The following is a 20,623-nucleotide window of genomic DNA, read 5'->3' as shown; positions in this document are numbered from 1 at the left end:
TCTGTCACGGCAGCAGCGAACCGGCCGCAACGACCCACCGTCAACCGGGTTTTGCCACCGGCCGCCGGACCGCCGCCGACCTGCGCCCGGGCGCGCCGGGCGGGTCAGGCCTCGGCAGGCGGGTCAGGCGTCGGCGGGCGGGGCGAGCCGGGCGAGGGTTTCGGTGAGGGCGGCCTCGGTGGTGGCCTTGTCGAGGCCGAGGGAGGTGAGGACGCCGGTGCCGGCCTCGTGTTCGAGGAGGGCGAGCAGGAGGTGTTCGGTGCCGACGTAGTTGTGGCCGAGGCGGAGGGCCTCGCGCATGGTGAGTTCGAGGGCCTTCTTGGAGCCGGCGTCGTAGGGGACGAGGTCGGGGACTTCGTCGACGGCGGGCGGGAGGGCGGCGAGCGCGGCCGCCCGGACGGCGTCGGCGGTGACGCCCTGTGCGGTGATGAACGCGGCGGCCAGGCCCTCGGGTTCGGCGAGCAGCCCGAGGACGAGGTGCTCGGGGCGGACCTCGTCGTTGCGGGCGTCCTTGGCGGCCTGGTGCGCGGCCAGCACGACGTTGCGGGCGCGCGGGGTGAAGCGGTTGAAGCCCTGGGCGGTGTCGATCTCGCCGACCTCGCCCGGGTCCTTGGGGACGAAGCGCTTCTGGGCGGCCTGCCGGGTGACGCCCATGCTGCGGCCGATGTCGGTCCAGGACGCGCCGGAGCGGCGGGCCTGGTCGACGAAGTGGCCGATCAGGTGGTCGGCGACGTCGCCGAGGTGGTCGGCGACCAGGACGGCGCTGGAGAGCTGGTCCAGCGCTTCGGGGTAGGACTTCTTGATGCCCTCGATCAGGTCGTCGAGCCGGATGGAGGGGTTCTTTCCCGTGGTGTCAGCCATGAGGCAACCCTAGGTTGACAGTCCAGCACTGTCAACCATCGGTTGACACCCCCTCGCCACCGCTCGATCCGGCCATCCCCTACTCACGGGTAGCGGGTGTTTCGGTCGAGTTCACCGAGTCGCCGTCCGCTGTCTTGTCCCCGTCACGCAGGCCCGAGTTGACTGCACAACATCTCGTCCCGGCCACCCTCGGAGCCACCATGCCCACCAGCCGCGCCGCCCGCACCGCCGCCGTACTCACCGCCGCCGCAGCCCTGTTGACGACGCCTCAGGCCTTCGCGCAGGCCGAGAGCGCGCCCGTCACCGTCGCCCCGCTGAACGTGCTCACCTACAACACCTTCCTGATGAGCACCTCGCTGTACCCGAACTGGGGCCAGTCCTACCGGGCGCAGGCGATCGCCGGTGCCGACTTCTTCCAGGGCCACGACGTGGTGGTGCTGGAGGAGGCCTTCGACAACTCGACCTCCGACGCGCTGGTGGCGAAGGCCGCGGGCGTGTACCCGTACCACACCCCCGTGGTCGGCCGGTCGACCAGCGGCTGGGACGCCACCTCGGGCAGCTACAGCAGCAGCACCCCGGAGGACGGCGGCGTGGTGCTGCTCTCCAAGTGGCCGATCCTGCGCAAGGAGCAGTACGTCTTCAAGGACGCCTGCGGCTCCGACTGGTGGTCCAACAAGGGCTTCGTGTACGCGCAGCTCAACGTGAACGGGCAGCGCACCCACGTGGTCGGCACCCACCTGCAGTCCACCGACTCGGGCTGCGCGAGCGGCCAGGCCGCCGACGTCCGGGCCAAGCAGCTGCAGGCGATGAAGGGCTTCCTGGACGCCAAGCAGATCCCGGCGAACGAGCCGATCGTGCTGGCCGGCGACCTGAACATCGACTCGCACGGCGGCGAGTACCCGGCCCTGCTGAGCAACGGCAACCTCGCCCCGGCCACCACCCGCGACGGCTGGGCCAACTCCTTCGACACGGTCGACAACTCGATCGCCGCCTACCGCTACCCGGGCGAGCCGAAGGAGGACCTGGACTACGTGCTGTACCGCGCCGACCACGCCCGCCCGCAGCAGTACACCAACACCGTGCACCGCTTCCACAGCGCGCCGTGGACGGTCAGTAGCTGGGGCACCTCGTACACCTACTCCGACCTGTCGGACCACTACCCGCTGATCGCCGGCTGAGCACCGGCCGAGGAGCGCGGCAAAACGCGCGGGGCGCCGGCCGGAAAGCGTTTTCCGAACGGCGCCCCGCGCACGCGTCCGACCGACCGGTGAACGGCCGGCGGGCGACCGGCGGGCTACTTGCGGGGCTGGGCGAAGCGGACCATGTTGCCCGCCGGGTCGCGGAACGCGCAGTCGCGCACCCCGTACGGCTGGTCCATCGGCTCCTGGAGCACGTCGGCGCCGGTGGCGCGGATCCGCTCGAAGGTCGCGTCGCAGTCGGGGGTGCGGAAGTTGACGGCGCGCAGCAGGCCCTTGGCGAGCAGTTCGGCGGCGGCCCGGCGGTCGGCGTCGGTGGCACCGGGGTCGGCGACCGGGGGTTCGAGCACGACCTCGACCTCGGGCTGGGTCGGGGAGCCGAGGGTGACCCAGCGCATCCCCTCGAAGGCGACGTCGTTGCGCACCTCCAGCCCGAGCGCGTCCCGGTAGAAGCCGAGCGCGGCGTCGTGGTCGTCGACGGAGATGAAGCACTGCGAGAGCGTGATGTCCATGCCCCCGACGCTACTGACCGGCGGCGCCCGGCGCTTCTCCGTTCCTGATCGACCGCGCGGCGGGCTCCCCGGGCTCCCCGGGCTCCCCGGATTCGGCGGGGCGGCCGGTGCCGGTGCCGCGGATCGGACGGGTCAGGTACATCGCCACGCAGGCGGTGATGTGCTCGGCGGCGCTGTGGTCCCGGGCCCGGTAGGCGCTGGGGCTCTCGCCGACCAGCTCGGTGAACCGGGTGCTGAACGAGCCCAGCGAGGTACAGCCGACCGCCATGCACACCTCGGTGACCGACAGGTCGCCGCGCCGCAGCAGCACCTTGGCCCGCTCGATCCGGCGGGTCATCAGATAGCTGTAGGGCGTCTCCCCGTAGGCGGCGCGGAAGCTGCGCTGGAAGTGCCCCACCGACATCAGCGCGACCTTCGCCAGCGCGGCGACGTCCAGCGGTTCGGCGTAGTCGCGGTCCATGGTGTCCCGGGCCCGGCGAAGCCGCTTCAGGTCCTCGATCTGCACCCCGCCAGCGTAGCGGCCGCCTCCCACCGGGTTCCCGCCGCGCGGATATCCGCTTGCCCGACGGAGCGGACGCACACGATCATCCGGGCATGGACGCTCCCGCGCAGACACCCCCGCACCTGATCGACCTGGGCGACGACGGCCTGCCCGGCCTGGCACTGCGCCGCTTCGCCGGCGAGGCGGACCTCCCGGAGCTGCTCCGGGTGGTCGAGGAGTCGCTGGAGCACCTGCGCCCGTGGATGCCGTGGGTGGCCGAACACTGTCCGGCCCTGACCGCCGAGTTCCTGGCGGGCCGGGACGAGCGCTGGGCGAGCGGCGCGGCGTTCAGCTACGCGATCGTGCTGGACGGGGCGATCGTCGGCGCCTGCGACCTGTTCCGCCCCGAGGACTCCGACGACGGCGCCAGCAACAGCGAGGGCGAGCACGCGGGCGCCGGCGACGGCGAGGACGCCGACGAGGACGCGGGCGCCGACGCGGACACCGGCGGGGCTGCGGCGGGACGGGAGATCGGGTACTGGCTGCACCCGGCCGCGACCGGGCGGGGCGTGGCCACCCGGGCCGTCCGGGCGCTGGTGGCGGTGGCCTTCCGGCTGCCCGGCGTCGAGCACGTCGACATCGTGCACGACCCGGCCAACCTGGCCAGTGGCGCCGTCCCGGCCCGGCTGGGCTTCACCGAGCACCTGCGCCGCCCCGCCGAGGTGCTCGCGCCGGCCGAGACCGGCGAGGAGGTGGTGTGGCGGCTGACCCGCCGTCAGTAGCCGGGTGCCGCGCGCCGGCCACCGCCGATGCGGTTGTCGTACCGGGCAATTCACCCGTTGGCCGGGCACGTCGCGTCCCGTGTCGCGGGCGTCGCGCTGCTAGTTTTTGAGGCACGCGAGGGAGCCGGGTGGAGTGGCCGAGAGGCGAGGCAACGGCTTGCAGGGCCGTGTACATGGGTTCGATTCCTGTCTCCACCTCCTCGCTGCCCTCGCACGACCGCTCCCGCCCGGACGGGCCGGGCGGCGTCCGAGGAGGGAGTGGCCCTGATGGCCATCGCCACCGTCAATCCGGCCGACGGCCGTACCGTCGAGGTCTTCGATCCGCTGGACGAGGCGGCCGTGGAGCGCCGGTTGGCCCGCGCGCAGTCCGCGTTCGAGTCCTGGCGGCTGACCACCTTCGCGCAGCGCGCCGAGCTGATGCACCGGGCCGCGGACCTGCTGGAGCAGGAGAACGAGCAGGTGGCCCGGACGATGACGCTGGAGATGGGCAAGCCGCTGGCGCAGGCCCGGGCCGAGGCCGCGAAGTGCGTGAAGGCGATGCACTGGTACGCGGACCGGGCCGAGGCACTGCTCGCGGACGAGCACCCGGCGGCCGCGGACGTGGCGGACTCCGGCGGCGTCTCGGCGTACGTCCGGTACCGCCCGCTGGGCCCGGTGCTGGCGGTGATGCCGTGGAACTTCCCGTTCTGGCAGGTGGTGCGGTTCGCCGCGCCGGCCCTGATGGCGGGCAACGTGGGCCTGCTGAAGCACGCCTCGAACGTGCCGCGGACGGCGCTCGCGCTGGAGGAGCTGTTCACCCGGGCCGGGTTCCCGCAGGGCTGCTTCCAGACCCTGCTGATCGGCTCGCGCGCGGTCGAGGCGGTGGTCCGGGACGAGCGGGTGGTCGCGGTGACGCTGACCGGCAGCGAGGGCGCGGGCCGCGCGGTCGCGGCGGTCGCCGGCGACGAGGTGAAGAAGACCGTGCTGGAGCTGGGCGGCAGCGACCCGTTCCTGGTGCTGCCCTCGGCGGACGTGCCGGCCGCGGTGGAGCGGGCGGTGACGGCCCGGGTGCAGAACAACGGGCAGTCCTGCATCGCCGCGAAGCGCTTCATCGTGCACACGGACGTGTACGAGGAGTTCCTGGCCGGGTTCACCGCGCGGATGCGGGCGCTGACGGTCGGCGACCCGGCGCGGGAGGACACCGAGGTCGGGCCGCTGGCCACCGCGCAGGGCCGCGCCGACCTGGAGGAGCTGGTCGCCGACGCGGTCCGGCTCGGCGCCGCGGTGGAGTGCGGCGGCGCCCGCCCGGACGACCCGGCGCTGGCCGACGGCTGGTACTACCTGCCGACGGTGCTGACCGGGATCACCCGGCGGATGCGGCTGCACCAGGAGGAGGCGTTCGGCCCGGTCGCCACCGTCTACCGGGTCGCCGACCTGGACGAGGCCGTCGCCGTCGCCAACGACTCGCCGTTCGGCCTGAGCTCGAACGTCTGGACCCGGGACGAGGCCGAGCGCGAGCGCTGCGTGCGCGACCTGCGCGCGGGCGGCGTGTTCTTCAACGGCATGACGGCCTCGCACCCGGCGTTCCCGTTCGGCGGCGTCCGGCGCTCCGGCTACGGGCGGGAGCTGTCCGGGCACGGCATCCGGGAGTTCTGCAACATCACCACCGTCTGGTCCGGGGCCTGACGCCCGGAGCCCGGGCGGCGGTTCAGGCGGCGTGGCGGCCGCGCGCGTGACCCTGTTCGCGGCGTCCCCAGAACTGGGCGGCGAACGCGAACAGGGTCACTCCCCACACCACCGAGAACACGATCAGCAGCCAGAGCTGGTCGGTCTGCGGGGCGACCAGGCCGAGGCCCAGCGACAGCGCCAGCAGGAACACCAGCGAGGAGTTGTGCCTGGCCGTCGCCCAGGCGGTCAGCTCCTGGACCGGGTTGGGCCGCGACGGGCCGGCAGCGGTAGCGGGCATCGCTCTCACCTCCGCAGAATTCAGCGTCCGTTCGAGTATCCCGCTGGTCAGCGGGCCCGGCAGCCCGGGTAGCATCACGCCGAGGAGGACGAGGACACCGAGCACGGGAACACCGAGCGGGGACGAGGGGACGAGGGGGCACGGGTGGTGAGGCGCGGAGGGCTGCGCGGGCTGGAGCGGCAGGCGTCCGCACTGCCGGACGGGGCCGAGCTGTACCGGCTGCGCCCGGACGGCCGAGTGCTGCGCGCGGACCGCGCGGGCGCCCGCGAACTCGGCCCGCACGACCCGGACAGCGGCCTGCTGCGCTTCATCGACGACCAGCAGTGGGCGCACTACTTCATCGGCGACGCCCGGACCTCGCCGGAGCGGCCGTCCAATGCCACCTACAAGCTCGGCCTGGTCGCCCCGCACAGCGCCTTCACCCCGCACGCGCACGGCGGCGAGCACCTGGTGCTGGCGCTCGGCCCCGCCTCCTGCGGGCTGTACGACGCGCGCCGACGGCGGGTGGTGGACGTCGAGCTGGCGCCGGGCACGCTGATCCGGATACCGGAGCTGATGCCGCACTCCTTCGGCAACCGGGGCGGCGACCGGCTGGCGATCCTGGCGGCCAACACCGGCTACGGCATCGACCACGAGGACTACGCGATCACCGCGGACGTCGCCGAGGAGCGCGGCGAGGCCGAACTCGCCGCCGCGCTGCGGGAAGTGACGGCGCGTCAGCGTCCCGGTACCGTCACCGTCCGGGAGCGGCTGGCGGCCCGGCTGCACCGGATCGCCGCCGCGCTGGAGGACGCCCGGTGAGAGCGGCCGCCCTTGGCGCGGACCGGCAGGGGAGAGCGGCCGCCCGCAGCGCGGACCGGCAGGGGAAGCGATGACCAGGGAGGACGACCGATGATCTGTCCGCACTGCCACGTCGACCGGCGGCAGCGGGAACGCCTCAACCACGTCTGCGACCGGTGCCGCAAGGTGTTCGCCCTGGACCCGAAGGCGGAGCCCGGGCGGCTGCACGACACCAAGTTCCGCCAGCTGGTGGAGAAGGCCACCGGCGGCGGCCTGCGGATCACCGTCGAGCAGCTGTACTGGATCAACGAGCGCCGCCTGTACCGCTTCCCGACCGGGCAGGAGACCGCCGGTTCGGTCGGCAGGGCGGTCGGCCGGGCGGTCCCGGCCGCGGTGCTGGCGGTGGTGCTGGCGGTGGTCGCCGCCGCCGTCGGCTCCGGGCTGTCGGTCGTGTTCGCCGTGCCGGCCCTGGTCCTCGCCCTGCTGGCGGCCCGGCAGTTCCTCCGCCGGAAGACGCCGCTCCCACCCGCCCCGATGAACCTCGCCACCTCGCTGTCCGCCTTCGAGCAGCGGGTGATCGGCCGCTGGCGGGTGGTCTACCACGCACTGCCGGACGGGCTGGTGGAGCACGTGCCCGCGCTGCCCGGCGCGCCGATGGTGAAGGCCCGCGCCGCGGTGCTGTGCGAACTCCCGTCCGTGGCGGCATTCCTGCGCGCCAACGACTTCGAGGCCCGGCACGGCGTGCGGCTGGTCGAGCAGCTCGCCCTGGTCCCGGCCGACCTGCCCGTGGTGCTGGTCCGCGACCTGTCGCTGACCGCCCTCGCCCGGTCGGTGGCCGTCCGCTCCGCGCTGCCGGGCCGCCGGGTGGTCGACTGCGGGCTGCTGCCGAAGGCCGTCCGGGTGCCCGCGAAGGCGGTCCGGCTGCACGCCGTCGGCGGCGCCGGGACGGTGGCCGTGCCGCCCGAGCTGGCCGCCACGGCCGCCTGGCAGCGGCTGGAGCCGGAGGACCGCGACTGGCTGCTCGGCAACTGGGCCTCCCCGCTGATCGCGCTGCCGCCCGCGAAGCTGATGGCCCTGGTCGAGCGGGCGGTGGAGCGGGCCGTCAGCGCGCCCTCCCCCGTCCCCGCCCCGGAGGAGTCGCCGGCCGACACCCGGCGGCGGGCCGAGCGGATCGGCTTCCTGACCTGGCCGGCCGCCGTCCCCGCGCCCCGCGGCTCGACCGGTGCTCCGGCCGTTCGGCCCACCGAGGGCGGCGGCCGGTGAACCCCCCTGCCCCGACCGCCCGTACGAGGGGGACCGGATGCCGTCGATAGCCGACCGCCTGGTCGACCGCGCGCTCCGGCAGGCCCACGAGCGCTGCGCCCGGCCCGGACAACTTGCCTTCACCGCACGGCAGTTGTACTGGGAGACCGACCGGGTGCTGCTGCCGCTGCACCGCGGGCCGCACCGGCTGCGCTACACCACCCGGCCGGTGCTGTCCGCCGGACGGTTCGCCGCCGCGCTCGTCCGGCACCCCCAACTCCCGGTGCTGCCGGACCAGGTGGCGCCGCGCCCGCACCGGCCGGGCCCGGAGGGCGACCTGTACGACTACGCCTTCCCCCGGCTGCTGGTCTGCCAGGACCCGGGCGTCGCCGGGATGCTGCTCGCCAACCGGCTACACCTGGAGGGCGCCTGCCCGATCGTCACCCCGGAGCGACTGCCGCTGGAGCCCCGGCTGCTGGCCGCGCTGGGGCGCGCCGAGGGAGCGGTGGTGCACGTGCTGCACGACGCCTCCCCCGCCGGGCTGGAGCTGTTCCGGCGGGTCCGCGAGCACGCCGGCCCCGGGCTGCTGGTCCGCACCGCGGGCCTGCTCCCCCGGCACGCCGCCGCCCTGCACCTGGCCGCCCACGGCGGCCGCCCCCGCCCGGCGGCCGGCACGCTGCCCGCCGAACTGCCCGCCGCCGAACGGGACTGGCTGGCCGGCGGGCGGGTCGCCGAACTCGCCGCCGTCCGCCCGGCCCGCCTGCTGCGCACCGTGCTGCGCACCCTGCGCGGCGGCGGCTTCGCCCCGCCCGCCCGTCCGGCCGCGCCCACCCGGGCCCGCGACACCGGCTTCCTGACCTGGCCGACGCCCTGACCCCGCGAGGACGTGGACGATGACCCAGCCACCCGAAATCACCTACAGCGACGAGCTGCTGGCCGACGGCACGGTGCACCGCCGGTACTCCGACGGCCGCAGCGAATGGCGCACCCGGGGCACGGACGGCCGCATCCGCTGGCGGGACGACCGGGGCGACTCCGGCACCGACGAGCGGCTCGGCCGCGACCTGGTCAAGCGCACCCACGCGGACGGCCGGGTCGGCTACGGCCGCGACCTCGGCTACGGCCGCACCGTCTGGGGCCGGGGCCAGTACGTCCTGGTCAACCGCAGCTCCTTCCCCGGCCGGGTCGGCGTCGTCCTCGGCGCCCTCGGCCTCGGCGCGGGCATCGCCGCCGCCGCGTACGCCCCCGAGTTCCTCTCCCCCGACGAGGAGGAGGAACTGCGCCGCGAGGCCGAACGGGCCCGCGCCGCCTCGGGCGGCGACGGCGGGGGCGGGGACGGGGGCGACTTCGGCGACTTCGACGACGACCACGGCGGCTTCGGCGCGGCGGGCGACGGCAACGACGAGGCCGACCCGGCCGGCGGCGACGGCTGGGACGGCTGGGACGGCGACGACTTTGGCTGATCCCCGCACCGAGCGACGCAGTGTTCGACCCGTACCGCCCGGAAGGGAGCCCGTCGTGACCGATCCGCGTTCCTCGACCACGGAGGTGCCCGCCACTGGCGGGCGGGCGCACCGGGCGGCCCGGTACCTGGTGGTGTCACGGCCCCGGCTCTCGGCACGACTGCTGTCCGGCGTGCCCGGGTTCGCCGAGGGTCCGTTCACGGTGGACGGGCGGACGGCCGTCGGGGAGGTGACCCTGCACAACCGGGGGGAGCTGCTGGCCGCGCTGGCCGCCGCCGGGCGGCCGGCCGAACCGTCCTGCCCGGACGGGGAGTTGCTGCTGCGCTGCTGGCTGGTGCTGGGCCCGGACGGGCTGCGGGCCGCCGACGGCATGTTCACCCTCGCGGTGCTGGACGGCGAGGAACTGGTCCTGGTCCGCGACCACGCCGGGGCCCGGACGGCGTTCCACTGCCGCACCCGGGACGGCGGCTGGGCCGCGTCCAGCTCGCTCCGCGCCCTGCGCGAACTCCCGGGCGTGGACACCGGGTTGGACCTGGCGGCGGTCCGCTCCTTCCTGGCCTTCGCCTACCTGCCGGGCGAGGAGACGCTGCTGCGCGGCGTCCACGAGCTGCTGCCCGGTAAGGTCACCCGGCTGCGCCCGGACGGCAGCGTCCGCGTCGAACCGTACTGGGAGCCGCGCGCCGAGCCGGCCGACCCGGAGCTGACGGCCGGTCACTTCGCCGCCGGGCTGCGGGAGTTGCTGGGGCAGGCGGTGACGCGGCGGCTGCCGGCCGGCCAGGACGTCGCGGTGCTGCTCTCCGGCGGGGTGGACAGTTCGCTGGTGACGGCGCTGGCCGCGCGGCTGCACGACCGGGCGGTGCGCACCTACTCGATCAGCTTCGGTTCCGAACTGCCCAACGAGCTCGGCTACTCGGGCCTGGTCGCCGCGCACTGCGGGACGGCGCACCGGGTGCTGACCGTCCCCGGCGAGCAGGTCGCGGCCCGGCTCGCCGACACCGTGGCGCTGCTGGACAGCCCCGTCGGGGACCCGCTGACGGTGCCGAACCTGATGCTGGCGGAGGCGGTGGCCGCCGACGGGCTGAGCGTCTCGCTGAACGGCGAGGGCGGCGACCCGGTGTTCGGCGGGCCGAAGAACCTGCCGATGCTGGTCTTCGAACTGCTCCGCGACGACCCGTCGCCGCAGGCCCGCGCCGACGCCTACCTGCACACCTACCGCAAGTGCTGGGAGGACCTGCCGGTGCTGCTCACCGGCGGGGCGCTGGCCGAACTCGACGGCGCCCCGCACCCGCGCCGGCACGTCGCGCCGTACCTGACCGACGAGCGGATGCCGTCCGTGCTCGACCAGTTGCTGCACTGCAACCTGCGGACCAAGGGCGCGCACCACATCCTCACCAAGGTCGAGCGGCTGACCTCCTCGCAGGGCATCCAGGGCCGCTCGCCGCTGTTCGACCGGCGGGTCGTCGACCACGCCTTCGCCACCCCGCCGGCCCTCAAGCTGCGCGGCACCGAGGAGAAGTGGATCCTCAAGGAGGCCGTCCGGGACCTGCTGCCCGACACCGTCACCTACCGCCCGAAGAGCGGCATGCGGGTGCCGGTGCAGCAGTGGCTGCGCGGCCCGCTCGCCGAACTCACCGCCGACCTGCTGCTCGGCCCGACCGCCCGGGCCCGCGGCCTGTTCCGGGCCGACACGGTGGAGACCTGGATGCACGGCGGGGGTCTGCTGCTGCCCCGGCAGGGCGGCAAGCTGTGGCTGCTGCTCACCCTCGAACTCTGGCTGCGCGCCTACGACCTGTGACCGTCCGCCCCCTGCCGGGTCCCGGCCGCGCGCCCGGGACCCGCGACACCTGGAGCACCCGATGACCGACCCGAACACCGAAGCCACCGCGCCCGCCGGGGCCGAACCGACCGTGCTGCTCGACCCCCGCACCGGCGAGGTCCGCGGTGCCCAACGGCCGGGCCGGGCCGCCGAGGTGGCGGCGGCCGTGGCCGGGGCCCGGGCGGCGCAGCGGAGTTGGGCGGCGCTCACCCCGCGCGAGCGGCACCGCCGGCTGGCCGCGCTCGCCGACCTGGTGGAGCGGCACGCGGCGGACTACCTGGCGGCCGAGTGCGCGGGCACCGGCAAGCCGGCGGCCGAGGCGGCCGGCGAGATCGCCGAGGTCGCGGACCTGTTCCGGTTCTACGGTGGGGCGGTGCGGGCCGGGAGTTCGCCCGCCGCCGGGGACTACCTGGCCGGGCACCAGAGCTGGGTGCGCTGGGAGCCGGTCGGCACGGTGGCCGCCGTGGTGCCGTGGAACTACCCGCTGCTGATGGCGGGTTGGCGCTGCGCCCCGGCGCTGGCGGCGGGCAACGCGGTGGTCCTGAAGCCCGCCGAGAGCACCCCGGACAGTGCGCTGCTGCTCGCCGCGCACGCCGAACAGGCCCTCGGGGCGGGCGTGTTGACGGCACTGCCGGGCGACCGGGAGACCGGCCGCCTGCTGGTGGGCGCCGGCTGCGACCTGGTCGCCTTCACCGGCAGCCCGGCGGGCGGCGCCGATGTCGCGGCCCGGGCCGGGCTCACCCCCGTCAGCCTCGAACTGGGCGGCAACAGCCCGGTGCTGGTGCTCCCCGACGCCCCGGCCGACACCTGGGAGCAGTTGGCCGCGGCCTGCACGTACAACGCGGGGCAGAGCTGCGCGGCGCCCGCCCGGGTGATCGTGGTCGCCGACACCGCGGAGGCGTACCGGGCGGCGGTGGCGGCGCTGGCCGCCGCGATGGCACAGCGGTGGTCCGGGCGGGACTTCGGTCCGCTCAACAACCCCGACCAGGCGGCCCGTTACGACCGGATCGTGGCCGCCTCGGGCGCCCGGGCCGTGCACACCGCGCCCGGCCGCGCCGACGGCCTGTGGCGGCCCGCGACGGTGCTGGCCGACCTGCCCGCCGACGACCCCGCCGTCCGGGAGGAGGTGTTCGGCCCGCTGCTGACCGTCCAGCACGCTGCCGACCCGGACGCGGCCGTCGCGCTCGCCGAGTCCGTCCCGCAGGCGCTGGCCGCCTCCGTCTGGACCGCCGACCTGAGCACCGGCCTGGCCCTGACCGACCGGATCTCGGCGGGCGAGGTCTGGCTGAACTGCCACCTCGCCCAGTCCGCCGAACTCCCGCACAGCGGCCGCCGCTCCTCCGGCGCGGGCACCGACCTCTCCGCGCTCGCGCTGCGCGACTACCAGCGCCCCAAGACCGTGACGGCCCGCCTGGTCTGACGGTCCGTCCGGTCCGGCCGGCCGTCCCCCGGTAAAGCGTTGGACCCCGGCCCGCCCGGGCGGCGACGATTCCGAGGTGGACGATCTCCGGAAGGGCGGTCTCGGGATGGACGCGGAACCGTTGGCGGGCGGGTTGGCGAACGCGGGCGCGGTGTGGCGGCGCGGGGCGGCGGTGGAGCGGCCGGCCCCGGCGCACGCGCAGGCGCTGCACGGGTTCCTGACGGCGCTCCGGGCGGGCGGGTTCGCGGGGGCGCCGGTGCCGGTGGGGCCGGTGGCGGACGGGCGGGAGCGGTTGGAGTTCCTGCCCGGCGAGGTCGCGCTGCTGCCGTACCCGGCGTGGGCGCTCACCACGGACGCGCTGGTCTCGGTGGCGCGGCTGCTGCGGAGCTGGCACGACGCCTCGGCGCGGACGCCGTTCGACCCGGCCGCGGACTGGCCCCAGGACTTCGCCGACCCGGAGGGCGGCGAGCTGCTGTGCCACAACGACGCGTGCGCGGAGAACGTGGTCTTCCGCGCGGGCGCGGCCGCCGCGCTGATCGACTTCGACTACGCCGCGCCCGGCCGCCCGGTCTGGGACGTCGCCATGACGCTCCGCTACTGGGCGCCGATGCTGGACCCGGCCACCGCCGCGCAGACCGCCCGCGACCACCTGCCCGCCCTGCCCCGCCTCTCCCTGTTCGCCGACGCCTACGGCCTCTCCCCCGCCGACCGGACGGCCCTGCCGACCGCCCTGGAGCAGACCACCGCCGCCTGCCGGGCCTTCGTCGCCCGCCGGGTCGAGAGCGGCGACCCCGGCTTCCTGCGGGTCTTCGCCTCGTACGGCGGCTGGCCCCGCTGGGATCGCATCCAGACCTGGCTGTCCGAGCAGCGCCCCCACCTGGAGCGCGCCCTGCGCACCTGACGCCCCCTCACCGGGCGTACTCGTCCGGCGGGTCGGCCCCCGGATGGGTGCTCCGGCGCGCGGCGGGGGCGGGCAGTCCGTACGGTGCCGTTTCGGGGGGTCCACCCGAGCGAGAGGTATTCACTGGCATGGCCGGGAAGTTCGAGCTGTACATGGACGAGTCGGGCAACCACCGCTTCCGCCTGAAGGCGGCCAACGGGGCGGTCGTGGTGACCGGCGACCCCGAGGAGTCCCGCGAGCAGTGCCTGAAGAGCATCGAGTCGCTCCGCAAGCTCGCGCCCTACGCGCAGCTGCAGGAGACGAAGGCGAACGCGAACGCCTGACGGCACCCGGCCCCGGACGGGGCCACCGCCCGGAGCTCGTGACGACCCGTCGGGTCCGTCGCGGGCTCCGCGGCTTTCCCCCTCCGGGCCCGGCTCGCCCTCTCCCCGGCCCGGGTCGGGTGCGCCATCCTGGCGTGAGGGAAATCGGGCGGAGGGGGCGGCAGTGTCGGGTCGGGACGTGCTGGTGGCGGCGGGGGTGCTGTTCCCCGACGAGCGGGGGCGGGTGCTGGTGGTGCGGGTGGCCTACCGGTCGGCGCACCCCGTCGAGGTGCCGGGTGGGGGGTGGGAGGTCGCGGACGGCTCGCCCCGGGAGGCCGCCGTCCGGGAGGTGCGGGAGGAGTTGGGCGTCACGCCGGTGCTGCGCGGGCTGGCCTGCCTGGACTGGTCGCGCGACCCCGGGCGGCCCCCGCTGGTGGCCTTCCTGTACTGGGCCGACCCGCTGACGCCGGAGCAGCTCGCGGCGCTCCGCCCGCAGGCCGCCGAGCTGAGCGGCTTCGCCCACCTGACGCCCGATCAGCTCGACTCGGCGCTGACGCCGGTGCTGGCGCGCCGGGTCGGGGCCTGTCTGCGGGCCCCGCGCTCGGCCGCGCCGCTGGAGCTCGCCGACGGTCGGCCGGTCGGCCACAGCGCGCTGCACCTGGCGCCGCGTCCGACCCCGCCGTACACCGGCCCGGCCGACCTGCTGCCGAGTACCGGCGAGGCCGTCGCCCCGCCGCTGGACCGGGCGGCGTACCTGGCGGGCCTGCCCCGGGCGCGGGCGAAGGCCCGGATGCTGTTCACGGCCGCGGACGGGCGGGTGCTGCTGCTGCGGCTGACACCCTGGGAGGGCGAGTCGGGCTGGCTGCTGCCCGGCGGCTCGATCGAGGCGGACCGGGAGCTGCCCCGGGCGGCCGCCCGCCGGGAGACCCTGGAGGAGCTGGGCTGGCACCGCGAGCCGGGGCGGCTGCTCGCCGTCGACTGGGTCGCCGACCACCCGTGGGACCCGCCGCACCTGTCGTTGACCTACGACGGCGGGACGGTGACGCCGGATCAGCTGGCGGCGATCCGGCTCCAGGAGGAGGAGATCGTCGAGTGGCGGTTGTGCACCCCGGCGCAGGCGGCGGAGGTGCTGCGGCCGTCCGCGCTGCGGCGGCTGACGGCGTGTCTGGCCGTCCGCGCGCTGCCGCCCGGGGCCGGGCCCGCCGAACTGCTGTGCGGCGCACCGCCGGACGGGGCCGGCTGAGCGGGCCCCGGCGGTTCGCGGCGGGTGGCGGGGGCCGCACCGGGTATGAATAGCCTGGTCGGAGCGGTCGAAGCCGCCCCCGGGCGGCGCGTGGAGGTGGGCGGTGGAGCGGTCGTCGGTCGGGTCCGCGGTGGGTGGGCGGGCGGTGCGGGCCCTCGGGGGCGGCGACCGGCTGGTGCTGGAGCTGGGCGACGGGCTGCGGCTGACGGTGCAGAACGACTTCCGCCTGCTGCGCGCCGCCGAGGTCGACCACTTCTACCCGGCGCTGGGCGTCTCCCCGTCCGGCCCGCTGGCCCGGCTCGCCGACGCGGTCGTCACGGCGGCCACCGTCACCCCGGCGGGCGGCCTGCTGCTGGTCTTCGACACCGGCCACTCGCTGACCGTCGCCCCCGACCCGGCCCCGGGCGGCCCCGCCCACCCGTGGCGCCTCGACTCCCCCGCCGGCCCCCTCTTCACCGGCGGCCCCCTCTTCGCCGACGGCCCGACCGGCACCACCCCGACGGCCTGACACCGCCCCGGCGGCCCGGCACCCCCCGTCGGCGGCGACCCCGGGTCGGAACCTTCTGCCCGGCCGGGTGCGTCATTAGGATGGCGCAGGTCAAACGGGTGGGGCGGAAGGGGCGCGTGTGTTCGGGATCATCAGGCCGTGTCGGCACCGGCTGTCGGAGCGGCTGCACGCCTCGTGGATGGCGCACCTGTGCGGGCTGTGCCTGGCCCTGCGGGACGACCACGGGCAGTTGGCGCGGACGGCGACCAACTACGACGGCCTGGTGATCTCGGTGCTGGTGGAGGCGCAGTCGCCGAAGGCCGCGGACCGCCGGACGGCCGGGCCCTGCCCACTGCGGGGGATGCGGACGGCGCCGGTGGCGCGCGGCGAGGGGGCCCGGCTGGCGGCCGCCGTCTCGCTGGCGCTGGCCTCGGTGAAGGTCCGGGACCACGTGCTGGACGGTGACGGGGTGTTCGCGCGCCGCCCGATCGCGGCGGGGGCGCGGCGGGTGACGCGCCGTTGGGAGCGGCAGAGCGCGGGCAGCGCGGCCGTGGTCGGTTTCGACACGGGGGTGCTGCTGGCCGCGGCGGGGCGGCAGGAGGAGGCGGAGTCGGCGGTGACGGCGGGCGGCCCGCTGCTGCTGGCGACGGCGCCGACGGAGGAGGCCACGGCGGCGGCGTTCGCGCACACGGCGGTGCTGGCGGGGCGTCCGGGCAACGCGGCGGCGCTGGCCGAGGCGGGCCGGCTGTTCGGGCGGCTCGCGCACCTGCTGGACGCGGCGGAGGACCGGGCCGAGGACGAGGCGAAGGGCCTGTGGAACCCGCTGACCGTCACCGGCACCCCGCAGGCCGAGGCGGAGCGGCTGTGCCGGGACGCGGTGCACGGCATCCGGCTGGCGCTGTCCGAGGTGGAGTTCACCGACCGGGCGCTGGTGCACCGGCTGCTGGCGCACGAGACCGGCGAGGCGGTGAACCGGGTGTTCGGGCGGCCCGACCACGCCTGCGCGAGCACCGCCCCGCCCGGCCTCGACCCGAACAACCCGTACCAGCAGCCCGGCCACGGCCACCCGGAGAAGCCGAAGCAGCCGCGTTCGCTGATCCCGGGCTGCGCGGTCTGGGCCGCGATGGCCTGCACCTGCCAGTTGCTGTGCTGCAGCCACGACGACCCGTTCTCCCGGGAGCGCCGCGAGGGGTTCTGCCAGCGCAACGACTGCTGCGACAACTGTGACTGCGACTGCTCCGGCTGCTGCGACGGTTGTGACTGCTGCGGGTGCGACTGCTGCGACTGCGGCGGGTGCGACTGCGGATGACGGGCCGGGACGGCGGTGGGCGCACGGGAGCGGAACGGGGAGCGGACATGGCGGACGTGACACCGGCGGGCACGGCAGCAGCGAGCACGGCAGTGGCGAGCACGGCAGTGGCGGGCACGGCAGCTGCGGGGTCGGCGGCGGTGGAGCTGGCCGGGTGGGGCTGGCCGGAGGTGCGGGCGCTGGGCGGTGGCGCGGCGGACCCGTTCGAGGTCGGCGGGCTGCCGCTCGTCTGGCGGCCGAAGGACCGGCACTTCGGGGTCCGGCGGGACGGGCGGGTGGTCGCCCACGCGGGGCTGGTGCCGGTGCCGGTCGAGGTCGGCGGGCGGCGCTTCGAGGTCGCGGGCGTCGGCGGGGTGATCGTGGACCCGCAGTGGCGCGGGCACGGGCTGGCCCGGATCGCGGTGGCGGGGGTGCTGGACGCGGCGCGCGTCGACGGCCTCGACCTGGCCCTGCTGTTCTGCCTGCCGGACCGGGCCCCGCTGTACGCCCGGCTCGGCTGGACGGCGCTGCCGGACCCGGTGACGGCGGACCAGCCGGACGGCCCGGTGCCGATGCCGATCGGCGCGATGTGGACGGCCGTGACGGCGGGGTCGCGCTGGCCGGACGGCGGTCCGGTGCGCCTGCACTCGCTGCCGATGTGACAGACCGTCAACTACCTTCGGCAGCACGGGTCCTGCTGCTGGACGCGGCGCCGGGCGAGCTGCTCGGGCGGGAGCTGGCGCGGCTGCTCGGGCACGGGTTGGACGTCACGCTGAACCTGCGCCGGGTGGAGCGGCCGGACGAGGCCCGGGCGGCCTGGGCCGGTCGGGTGGCGTTCACCGACTTCGACCTGTTCGACCCGGCCGCGCTGGCGGCCGAAGTCCGGTGCGGCGGGCGGGGGTTCGACGCGGTGAAGTCCCGGGCCGGGGCCCCGCTGCGGGCGGGGTTCCTGACGGCGGCGACCGATCCGGCACTGGCCCGCCCGCTGCGGGTGATCGGGCGGGCGGGCGCGGGCACCGACCACGTCGACCTGGTGGCGGCGGCCCGGCTCGGGGTGACCGTCACGCACACGCCGGGCTCCAACGCGGAGGCGGTCGCGGAGTTCGCCCTCGCGGCGGCGCTGGCCCTGATCCGGCAGCTGCCCTCCCTCGATACTTCGCTGCAGGGCGGAAGTTGGGCGTCCCCCGGGCCGTCCCGGAGCCTGTCGGAACTGCGCCTGGGCATCGTCGGACTGGGCCGGACCGGGCGGGCACTGGCCGTCCGGGCGGGCGCGCTCGGGGCCCGGGTGCTGGGCTGGTCGCGGACGGCGGAGCCCCTGTCGGGGGTCGAACTCCTGGGCTCGCTCGACGAGTTGCTGGCCGCGAGCGATGTCCTCTCACTGCACGTCCCGCTCGGTCCGGCGACCCAGAACCTGATCGGGGCCCGGGAGTTGGCGCTGCTGCCACCCGGCGCCGTCCTGGTGCACACGGCGCGCGGCGGTGTCGTCGACGAACACGCTCTCGCGGCTGCGCTGCGCGATCCGGCGCACCCGCTCGCGGCGGCGGCCGTCGACACCTTCGTCCAGGAGCACGCCGCCTTCGCCTCCCCGCTGGTCGGCCTGCCGAACGCCCTGCTGACCCCGCACGTGGCGGGGATGACCCGGGAGGCGATGGCCCGTTCCGCGCTCCGCTGCGCCGACCAGCTCGCCGCTCTGCTGGCCGGCCGTCCCGAGGGCATCCCGGTCGCCCGGCCCTGACCGCCTCCCCGAACTCACCGTTGCCGCAGCCCTGTTCGAGGACCGACGGACCGTCAATACTGCTTCGGGACCGGACGCTGCGATCCGGGCACCGGGGGCTGTTGCGGTCCTGTTGCGGTGGATGTGAGCCGAGCCACAGTCCGGTGCGTGCACGAGGTGATCGGATGGGCGGATGACCGCGCACCGCTCCCCTGCCGCCCGCCGTCCGTTGCCGCTGCCGGCGGGCGGTGCCGCCCTGGTCGCCGTCCTGGCGCTGGCGGGTTGCGGCAGCGCGTCCGGGTCGGCGGCGGCCGGTGGTGCTCCGGCGTCGGCGGGCCCGTGCGGGGCACCGGCGGTGTGGCCGACCGGCGGGGCGGCGCCGTACCCGGACTGGTCGCTGGACGGGGTGCGGATCCTGGCGGCGAACGGGGTGTGCGCGGAGTACGAGGTGACCAACCGGGGCACCGAGCCGATGGACGTGACGGTGCTGTTCCGCTGGTCGGGCGAGAGCGAGTTGCTGAGCGGCGACCCGACCGGCACGGTCAGGGCCGTTCCGGCGGGCGGGACGGCGAAGGGCCGTTTCGCGGTGGGCGGCGGCGGGGTCGGCACGAAGCGGCAGGACCCCCGGGTGCGGGTGCTGCGGGTCCGCAGCGTGCCGACGGCCGAGGCGCCCGTGCCGGAGGGCCAGTGCCCGGCCTCCGGGACGCGGGTGTTCACGGACCGGGCCGACGCCTCGATGGGCCTGCGGGCGTTGGGGCTGCACCTGGTCAACTGCGGGACGGCGCCGGTCGAGTTGAACGGCCGACCGGAGGTGGAGGTGCTCGACGGGGCGCACCGCCGGGTCGACTCGGTGCGCGTCCTGGCCGGCGGCGCGGACATCGCCACCGGCACCGGCGCGGACGTGCCGCAGCGGCGCTTCACCCTGCAGCCCGGCCAGGGGGCGATGGCGGTGCTGGTCTGGCGCAACACGACCGGCCTGGAGTCGGACCCGGTGCACGCCCCGTACGCCCGGGTCCGGGCCACCCCCGGTGCGGCGCCGGTGATGGTCACCCCGGAACTGGACCTCGGCACCACGGGCCGGCTCGGCGTCGGGGCCTGGGCCCCGGAGACCTCGGGCCGCTGAACCGCGCCTCGGGCCCGACGACCGGCCGACTGGACATTCTCCGCAGGATTTTGACACGGTGGGCCGCCCCGGCCGGGTCCGCGGAGGCGCGGCCGGCTTCTTCCGGAGGTCCAGCCATGCCGACGGTCCGCCCCGCTCCGGACGCCGCCGCCTTCTACACGGCGCAGAGCGCCTTCTCCGATCCCGGCGAATTCGCCGCCGGGTACGCCGGACTGCCGACCGGTCCGCGCGAACTGGCCGCCGTGGTGCGCGGCTTGATGCTCCATCGGCGGGAGGTCGGGCGGTTCGGTCCGGCCGTCCCGCCGGAGCACCTGCGCGAGGACGCCGAGGCCCGCTACCTGGATGCGATCCTGCGGGTCCTGCTCGGACGGAGCGACGCCCCGCTGACCCGGCGGCGCGCCGCCGGGGAGCGTTTCGTCGGCGTCTGCCGCGACTTCGCCCTGCTGCACTGCTCGTTGCTGCGCCACGCGGGCGTCCCGGCCCGGCTGCGCTGCGGCTTCGCCGGCTACCTCGGCCCGGCGGGGTTCCACACCGACCACGTGGTGACCGAGTACTGGGACGCCGGGCGGGGGTGGCTGCTGGCCGACCCCGAGCTGGCCGACCCGGCGGTCGCCGAGGCGCTGGGGGTGGACTTCGATCCGCTGGACGTGCCGCGCGACCGCTTCCTGGTCGCGGGCGAGGTGTGGCGGGCCGTCCGGGCGGGGTCGGCGGACCCGGCGGTTTTCGGGCTCCGGCCGGGCGATCCGCGGTCCGGGGAGTGGTTCGTCGCGGGCGGCGTCCGGCTCGACCTGGCGGCGCTGAACAAGGTGGAGACGCTGCTGTGGGACGTCTGGGGCGCGGCCCCGGACCACGACGGGGCGGCCACCGACGGGGTGCGCGAACTCTACGACCGGGCTGCGGCGGTGACGGCCGGCCAGGTCCCGTTCGGGGCGGCGCGGGAGCTGTTCGACCGGGAGGACGGGTTGCGGACGCCGCGGACCGTGCGCTCCCTGGCGGCGTTCGGCGGCCCGCGCGAGGTGGTGCTCCGGTGAGCGGCGGGGCATGCAGGGGCATGCAGGGGCGTGCAG

The 20,623-nt window shown here is 76.0% G+C and carries 22 protein-coding genes and 1 tRNA gene; 19 read left to right on the top strand and 4 right to left on the bottom strand.

Annotated elements, in window-relative coordinates:
* Nucleotides 1-123: 123 nt before the first annotated feature.
* A complete protein-coding gene (locus ACIOHG_RS33150; RefSeq protein ID WP_400956143.1) occupies nucleotides 124-861 on the bottom strand; it encodes a Clp protease N-terminal domain-containing protein in 738 nt (245 codons plus the stop codon).
* A gap of 200 nt (nucleotides 862-1,061) precedes the next feature.
* On the opposite strand from ACIOHG_RS33150, the gene sph reads away from it, so the two are divergent.
* Nucleotides 1,062-2,039 (top strand): sphingomyelin phosphodiesterase, encoded by a 978-nt coding sequence (sph, locus tag ACIOHG_RS33145; protein WP_400956140.1) that lies wholly within the window; start codon nucleotides 1,062-1,064, stop codon nucleotides 2,037-2,039.
* Between the two features lie 116 nt (nucleotides 2,040-2,155).
* Here sph and ACIOHG_RS33140 read toward each other — a convergent pair whose 3' ends face one another.
* The gene (locus ACIOHG_RS33140; protein WP_400956138.1) at nucleotides 2,156-2,569 is read right to left on the bottom strand and encodes a VOC family protein; all 414 of its coding nucleotides are present in this window, start codon (nucleotides 2,567-2,569) and stop codon (nucleotides 2,156-2,158) included.
* 10 nt (nucleotides 2,570-2,579) lie between these two features.
* Complete coding sequence (locus tag ACIOHG_RS33135; protein ID WP_400956211.1) at nucleotides 2,580-3,029, bottom strand: helix-turn-helix transcriptional regulator; 450 nt, start codon at nucleotides 3,027-3,029, stop codon at nucleotides 2,580-2,582.
* 134 nt (nucleotides 3,030-3,163) lie between these two features.
* Here ACIOHG_RS33135 and ACIOHG_RS33130 point away from each other — a divergent pair, with 134 nt between their 5' ends.
* The 3 genes from ACIOHG_RS33130 to ACIOHG_RS33120 all read left to right on the top strand — a co-directional run bounded on the left by ACIOHG_RS33130 (nucleotide 3,164) and on the right by ACIOHG_RS33120 (nucleotide 5,497).
* Nucleotides 3,164-3,832: a GNAT family N-acetyltransferase gene (locus ACIOHG_RS33130; protein ID WP_400956136.1), complete on the top strand. Its 669-nt coding sequence runs from the start codon at nucleotides 3,164-3,166 to the stop codon at nucleotides 3,830-3,832.
* A gap of 127 nt (nucleotides 3,833-3,959) precedes the next feature.
* A tRNA-Cys gene (locus ACIOHG_RS33125) sits at nucleotides 3,960-4,030 on the top strand.
* 69 nt (nucleotides 4,031-4,099) lie between these two features.
* Nucleotides 4,100-5,497 carry an NADP-dependent succinic semialdehyde dehydrogenase gene (locus ACIOHG_RS33120; protein WP_400956135.1) on the top strand — a complete coding sequence of 466 codons (1,398 nt, stop codon included), beginning with the start codon at nucleotides 4,100-4,102 and terminating at the stop codon, nucleotides 5,495-5,497.
* 22 nt (nucleotides 5,498-5,519) lie between these two features.
* On the opposite strand, the gene ACIOHG_RS33115 is transcribed toward ACIOHG_RS33120, so the two are convergent.
* Nucleotides 5,520-5,777, bottom strand: a complete 258-nt coding sequence (locus ACIOHG_RS33115; RefSeq protein ID WP_400956133.1) for a hypothetical protein — start codon at nucleotides 5,775-5,777, stop codon at nucleotides 5,520-5,522.
* Between the two features lie 144 nt (nucleotides 5,778-5,921).
* Here ACIOHG_RS33115 and ACIOHG_RS33110 point away from each other — a divergent pair, with 144 nt between their 5' ends.
* From ACIOHG_RS33110 to ACIOHG_RS33040, 15 genes are all read left to right on the top strand, one after another.
* On the top strand, nucleotides 5,922-6,578 hold the full coding sequence (locus tag ACIOHG_RS33110; protein ID WP_400956131.1) for a cupin domain-containing protein: 657 nt from the start codon (nucleotides 5,922-5,924) through the stop codon (nucleotides 6,576-6,578).
* 90 nt (nucleotides 6,579-6,668) lie between these two features.
* Nucleotides 6,669-7,820 (top strand): hypothetical protein, encoded by a 1,152-nt coding sequence (locus ACIOHG_RS33105; protein WP_400956129.1) that lies wholly within the window; start codon nucleotides 6,669-6,671, stop codon nucleotides 7,818-7,820.
* Between the two features lie 37 nt (nucleotides 7,821-7,857).
* Nucleotides 7,858-8,673, top strand: coding sequence for a hypothetical protein (locus ACIOHG_RS33100; protein ID WP_400956127.1), 816 nt, complete (start codon nucleotides 7,858-7,860; stop codon nucleotides 8,671-8,673).
* Between the two features lie 19 nt (nucleotides 8,674-8,692).
* Nucleotides 8,693-9,262: a hypothetical protein gene (locus tag ACIOHG_RS33095; protein ID WP_400956125.1), complete on the top strand. Its 570-nt coding sequence runs from the start codon at nucleotides 8,693-8,695 to the stop codon at nucleotides 9,260-9,262.
* Nucleotides 9,263-9,317: 55 nt separating this feature from the next.
* Complete coding sequence (locus ACIOHG_RS33090) at nucleotides 9,318-11,057, top strand: asparagine synthase (protein ID WP_400956123.1); 1,740 nt, start codon at nucleotides 9,318-9,320, stop codon at nucleotides 11,055-11,057.
* A 61-nt stretch (nucleotides 11,058-11,118) separates the two neighbouring features.
* On the top strand, nucleotides 11,119-12,498 hold the full coding sequence (locus ACIOHG_RS33085; RefSeq protein WP_400956122.1) for an aldehyde dehydrogenase family protein: 1,380 nt from the start codon (nucleotides 11,119-11,121) through the stop codon (nucleotides 12,496-12,498).
* 106 nt (nucleotides 12,499-12,604) lie between these two features.
* The gene (locus ACIOHG_RS33080) at nucleotides 12,605-13,399 is read left to right on the top strand and encodes a phosphotransferase (RefSeq protein WP_400956209.1); all 795 of its coding nucleotides are present in this window, start codon (nucleotides 12,605-12,607) and stop codon (nucleotides 13,397-13,399) included.
* Nucleotides 13,400-13,527: 128 nt separating this feature from the next.
* Nucleotides 13,528-13,722: a YegP family protein gene (locus tag ACIOHG_RS33075; RefSeq protein WP_400956120.1), complete on the top strand. Its 195-nt coding sequence runs from the start codon at nucleotides 13,528-13,530 to the stop codon at nucleotides 13,720-13,722.
* A gap of 163 nt (nucleotides 13,723-13,885) precedes the next feature.
* On the top strand, nucleotides 13,886-14,944 hold the full coding sequence (locus tag ACIOHG_RS33070) for an NUDIX hydrolase (protein WP_400956118.1): 1,059 nt from the start codon (nucleotides 13,886-13,888) through the stop codon (nucleotides 14,942-14,944).
* Nucleotides 14,945-15,047: 103 nt separating this feature from the next.
* On the top strand, nucleotides 15,048-15,452 hold the full coding sequence (locus ACIOHG_RS33065; RefSeq protein ID WP_400956117.1) for a DUF6188 family protein: 405 nt from the start codon (nucleotides 15,048-15,050) through the stop codon (nucleotides 15,450-15,452).
* A gap of 118 nt (nucleotides 15,453-15,570) precedes the next feature.
* Entirely contained in the window at nucleotides 15,571-16,740 is a 1,170-nt protein-coding gene (locus tag ACIOHG_RS33060; protein ID WP_400956116.1) for a DUF5685 family protein, read from the top strand.
* Between the two features lie 47 nt (nucleotides 16,741-16,787).
* Nucleotides 16,788-17,381 (top strand): GNAT family N-acetyltransferase, encoded by a 594-nt coding sequence (locus ACIOHG_RS33055; protein WP_400956114.1) that lies wholly within the window; start codon nucleotides 16,788-16,790, stop codon nucleotides 17,379-17,381.
* Nucleotides 17,378-18,454 carry an NAD(P)-dependent oxidoreductase gene (locus ACIOHG_RS33050; RefSeq protein ID WP_400956113.1) on the top strand — a complete coding sequence of 359 codons (1,077 nt, stop codon included), beginning with the start codon at nucleotides 17,378-17,380 and terminating at the stop codon, nucleotides 18,452-18,454. Before ACIOHG_RS33055 ends, ACIOHG_RS33050 begins: the two co-directional genes overlap by 4 nt.
* Before the next feature lie 172 nt (nucleotides 18,455-18,626).
* Nucleotides 18,627-19,556: a DUF4232 domain-containing protein gene (locus tag ACIOHG_RS33045; protein WP_400956111.1), complete on the top strand. Its 930-nt coding sequence runs from the start codon at nucleotides 18,627-18,629 to the stop codon at nucleotides 19,554-19,556.
* Nucleotides 19,557-19,672: 116 nt separating this feature from the next.
* Nucleotides 19,673-20,587, top strand: coding sequence for a transglutaminase-like domain-containing protein (locus ACIOHG_RS33040; RefSeq protein ID WP_400956109.1), 915 nt, complete (start codon nucleotides 19,673-19,675; stop codon nucleotides 20,585-20,587).
* Nucleotides 20,588-20,623: the final 36 nt, after the last annotated feature.

The sequence above is a fragment of the Kitasatospora sp. NPDC088134 genome (genome assembly GCF_044741705.1).
GTDB lineage: Bacteria > Actinomycetota > Actinomycetes > Streptomycetales > Streptomycetaceae > Kitasatospora.
The sequence above is the reverse complement of the archived record's forward strand: the minus strand, read 5'-3'. Positions and strand labels throughout refer to the sequence as shown.

What these genes read in the sequence shown, in the direction of transcription:
- ACIOHG_RS33055 (WP_400956114.1), top strand. Translation starts at nt 16,788, where the DNA reads ATGGCGGACGTGACACCGGCGGGCACGGCAGCAGCGAGCACGGCAGTG.
- ACIOHG_RS33080 (WP_400956209.1), top strand. Translation starts at nt 12,605, where the DNA reads ATGGACGCGGAACCGTTGGCGGGCGGGTTGGCGAACGCGGGCGCGGTG.
- ACIOHG_RS33040 (WP_400956109.1), top strand. Translation starts at nt 19,673, where the DNA reads ATGCCGACGGTCCGCCCCGCTCCGGACGCCGCCGCCTTCTACACGGCG.
- ACIOHG_RS33100 (WP_400956127.1), top strand. Translation starts at nt 7,858, where the DNA reads ATGCCGTCGATAGCCGACCGCCTGGTCGACCGCGCGCTCCGGCAGGCC.
- ACIOHG_RS33115 (WP_400956133.1), bottom strand. Translation starts at nt 5,777, where the DNA reads ATGCCCGCTACCGCTGCCGGCCCGTCGCGGCCCAACCCGGTCCAGGAG.
- ACIOHG_RS33085 (WP_400956122.1), top strand. Translation starts at nt 11,119, where the DNA reads ATGACCGACCCGAACACCGAAGCCACCGCGCCCGCCGGGGCCGAACCG.
- ACIOHG_RS33120 (WP_400956135.1), top strand. Translation starts at nt 4,100, where the DNA reads ATGGCCATCGCCACCGTCAATCCGGCCGACGGCCGTACCGTCGAGGTC.
- ACIOHG_RS33075 (WP_400956120.1), top strand. Translation starts at nt 13,528, where the DNA reads ATGGCCGGGAAGTTCGAGCTGTACATGGACGAGTCGGGCAACCACCGC.
- ACIOHG_RS33130 (WP_400956136.1), top strand. Translation starts at nt 3,164, where the DNA reads ATGGACGCTCCCGCGCAGACACCCCCGCACCTGATCGACCTGGGCGAC.
- ACIOHG_RS33105 (WP_400956129.1), top strand. Translation starts at nt 6,669, where the DNA reads ATGATCTGTCCGCACTGCCACGTCGACCGGCGGCAGCGGGAACGCCTC.
- ACIOHG_RS33135 (WP_400956211.1), bottom strand. Translation starts at nt 3,029, where the DNA reads ATGGACCGCGACTACGCCGAACCGCTGGACGTCGCCGCGCTGGCGAAG.
- ACIOHG_RS33150 (WP_400956143.1), bottom strand. Translation starts at nt 861, where the DNA reads ATGGCTGACACCACGGGAAAGAACCCCTCCATCCGGCTCGACGACCTG.
- ACIOHG_RS33140 (WP_400956138.1), bottom strand. Translation starts at nt 2,569, where the DNA reads ATGGACATCACGCTCTCGCAGTGCTTCATCTCCGTCGACGACCACGAC.
- sph (WP_400956140.1), top strand. Translation starts at nt 1,062, where the DNA reads ATGCCCACCAGCCGCGCCGCCCGCACCGCCGCCGTACTCACCGCCGCC.
- ACIOHG_RS33095 (WP_400956125.1), top strand. Translation starts at nt 8,693, where the DNA reads ATGACCCAGCCACCCGAAATCACCTACAGCGACGAGCTGCTGGCCGAC.
- ACIOHG_RS33045 (WP_400956111.1), top strand. Translation starts at nt 18,627, where the DNA reads ATGACCGCGCACCGCTCCCCTGCCGCCCGCCGTCCGTTGCCGCTGCCG.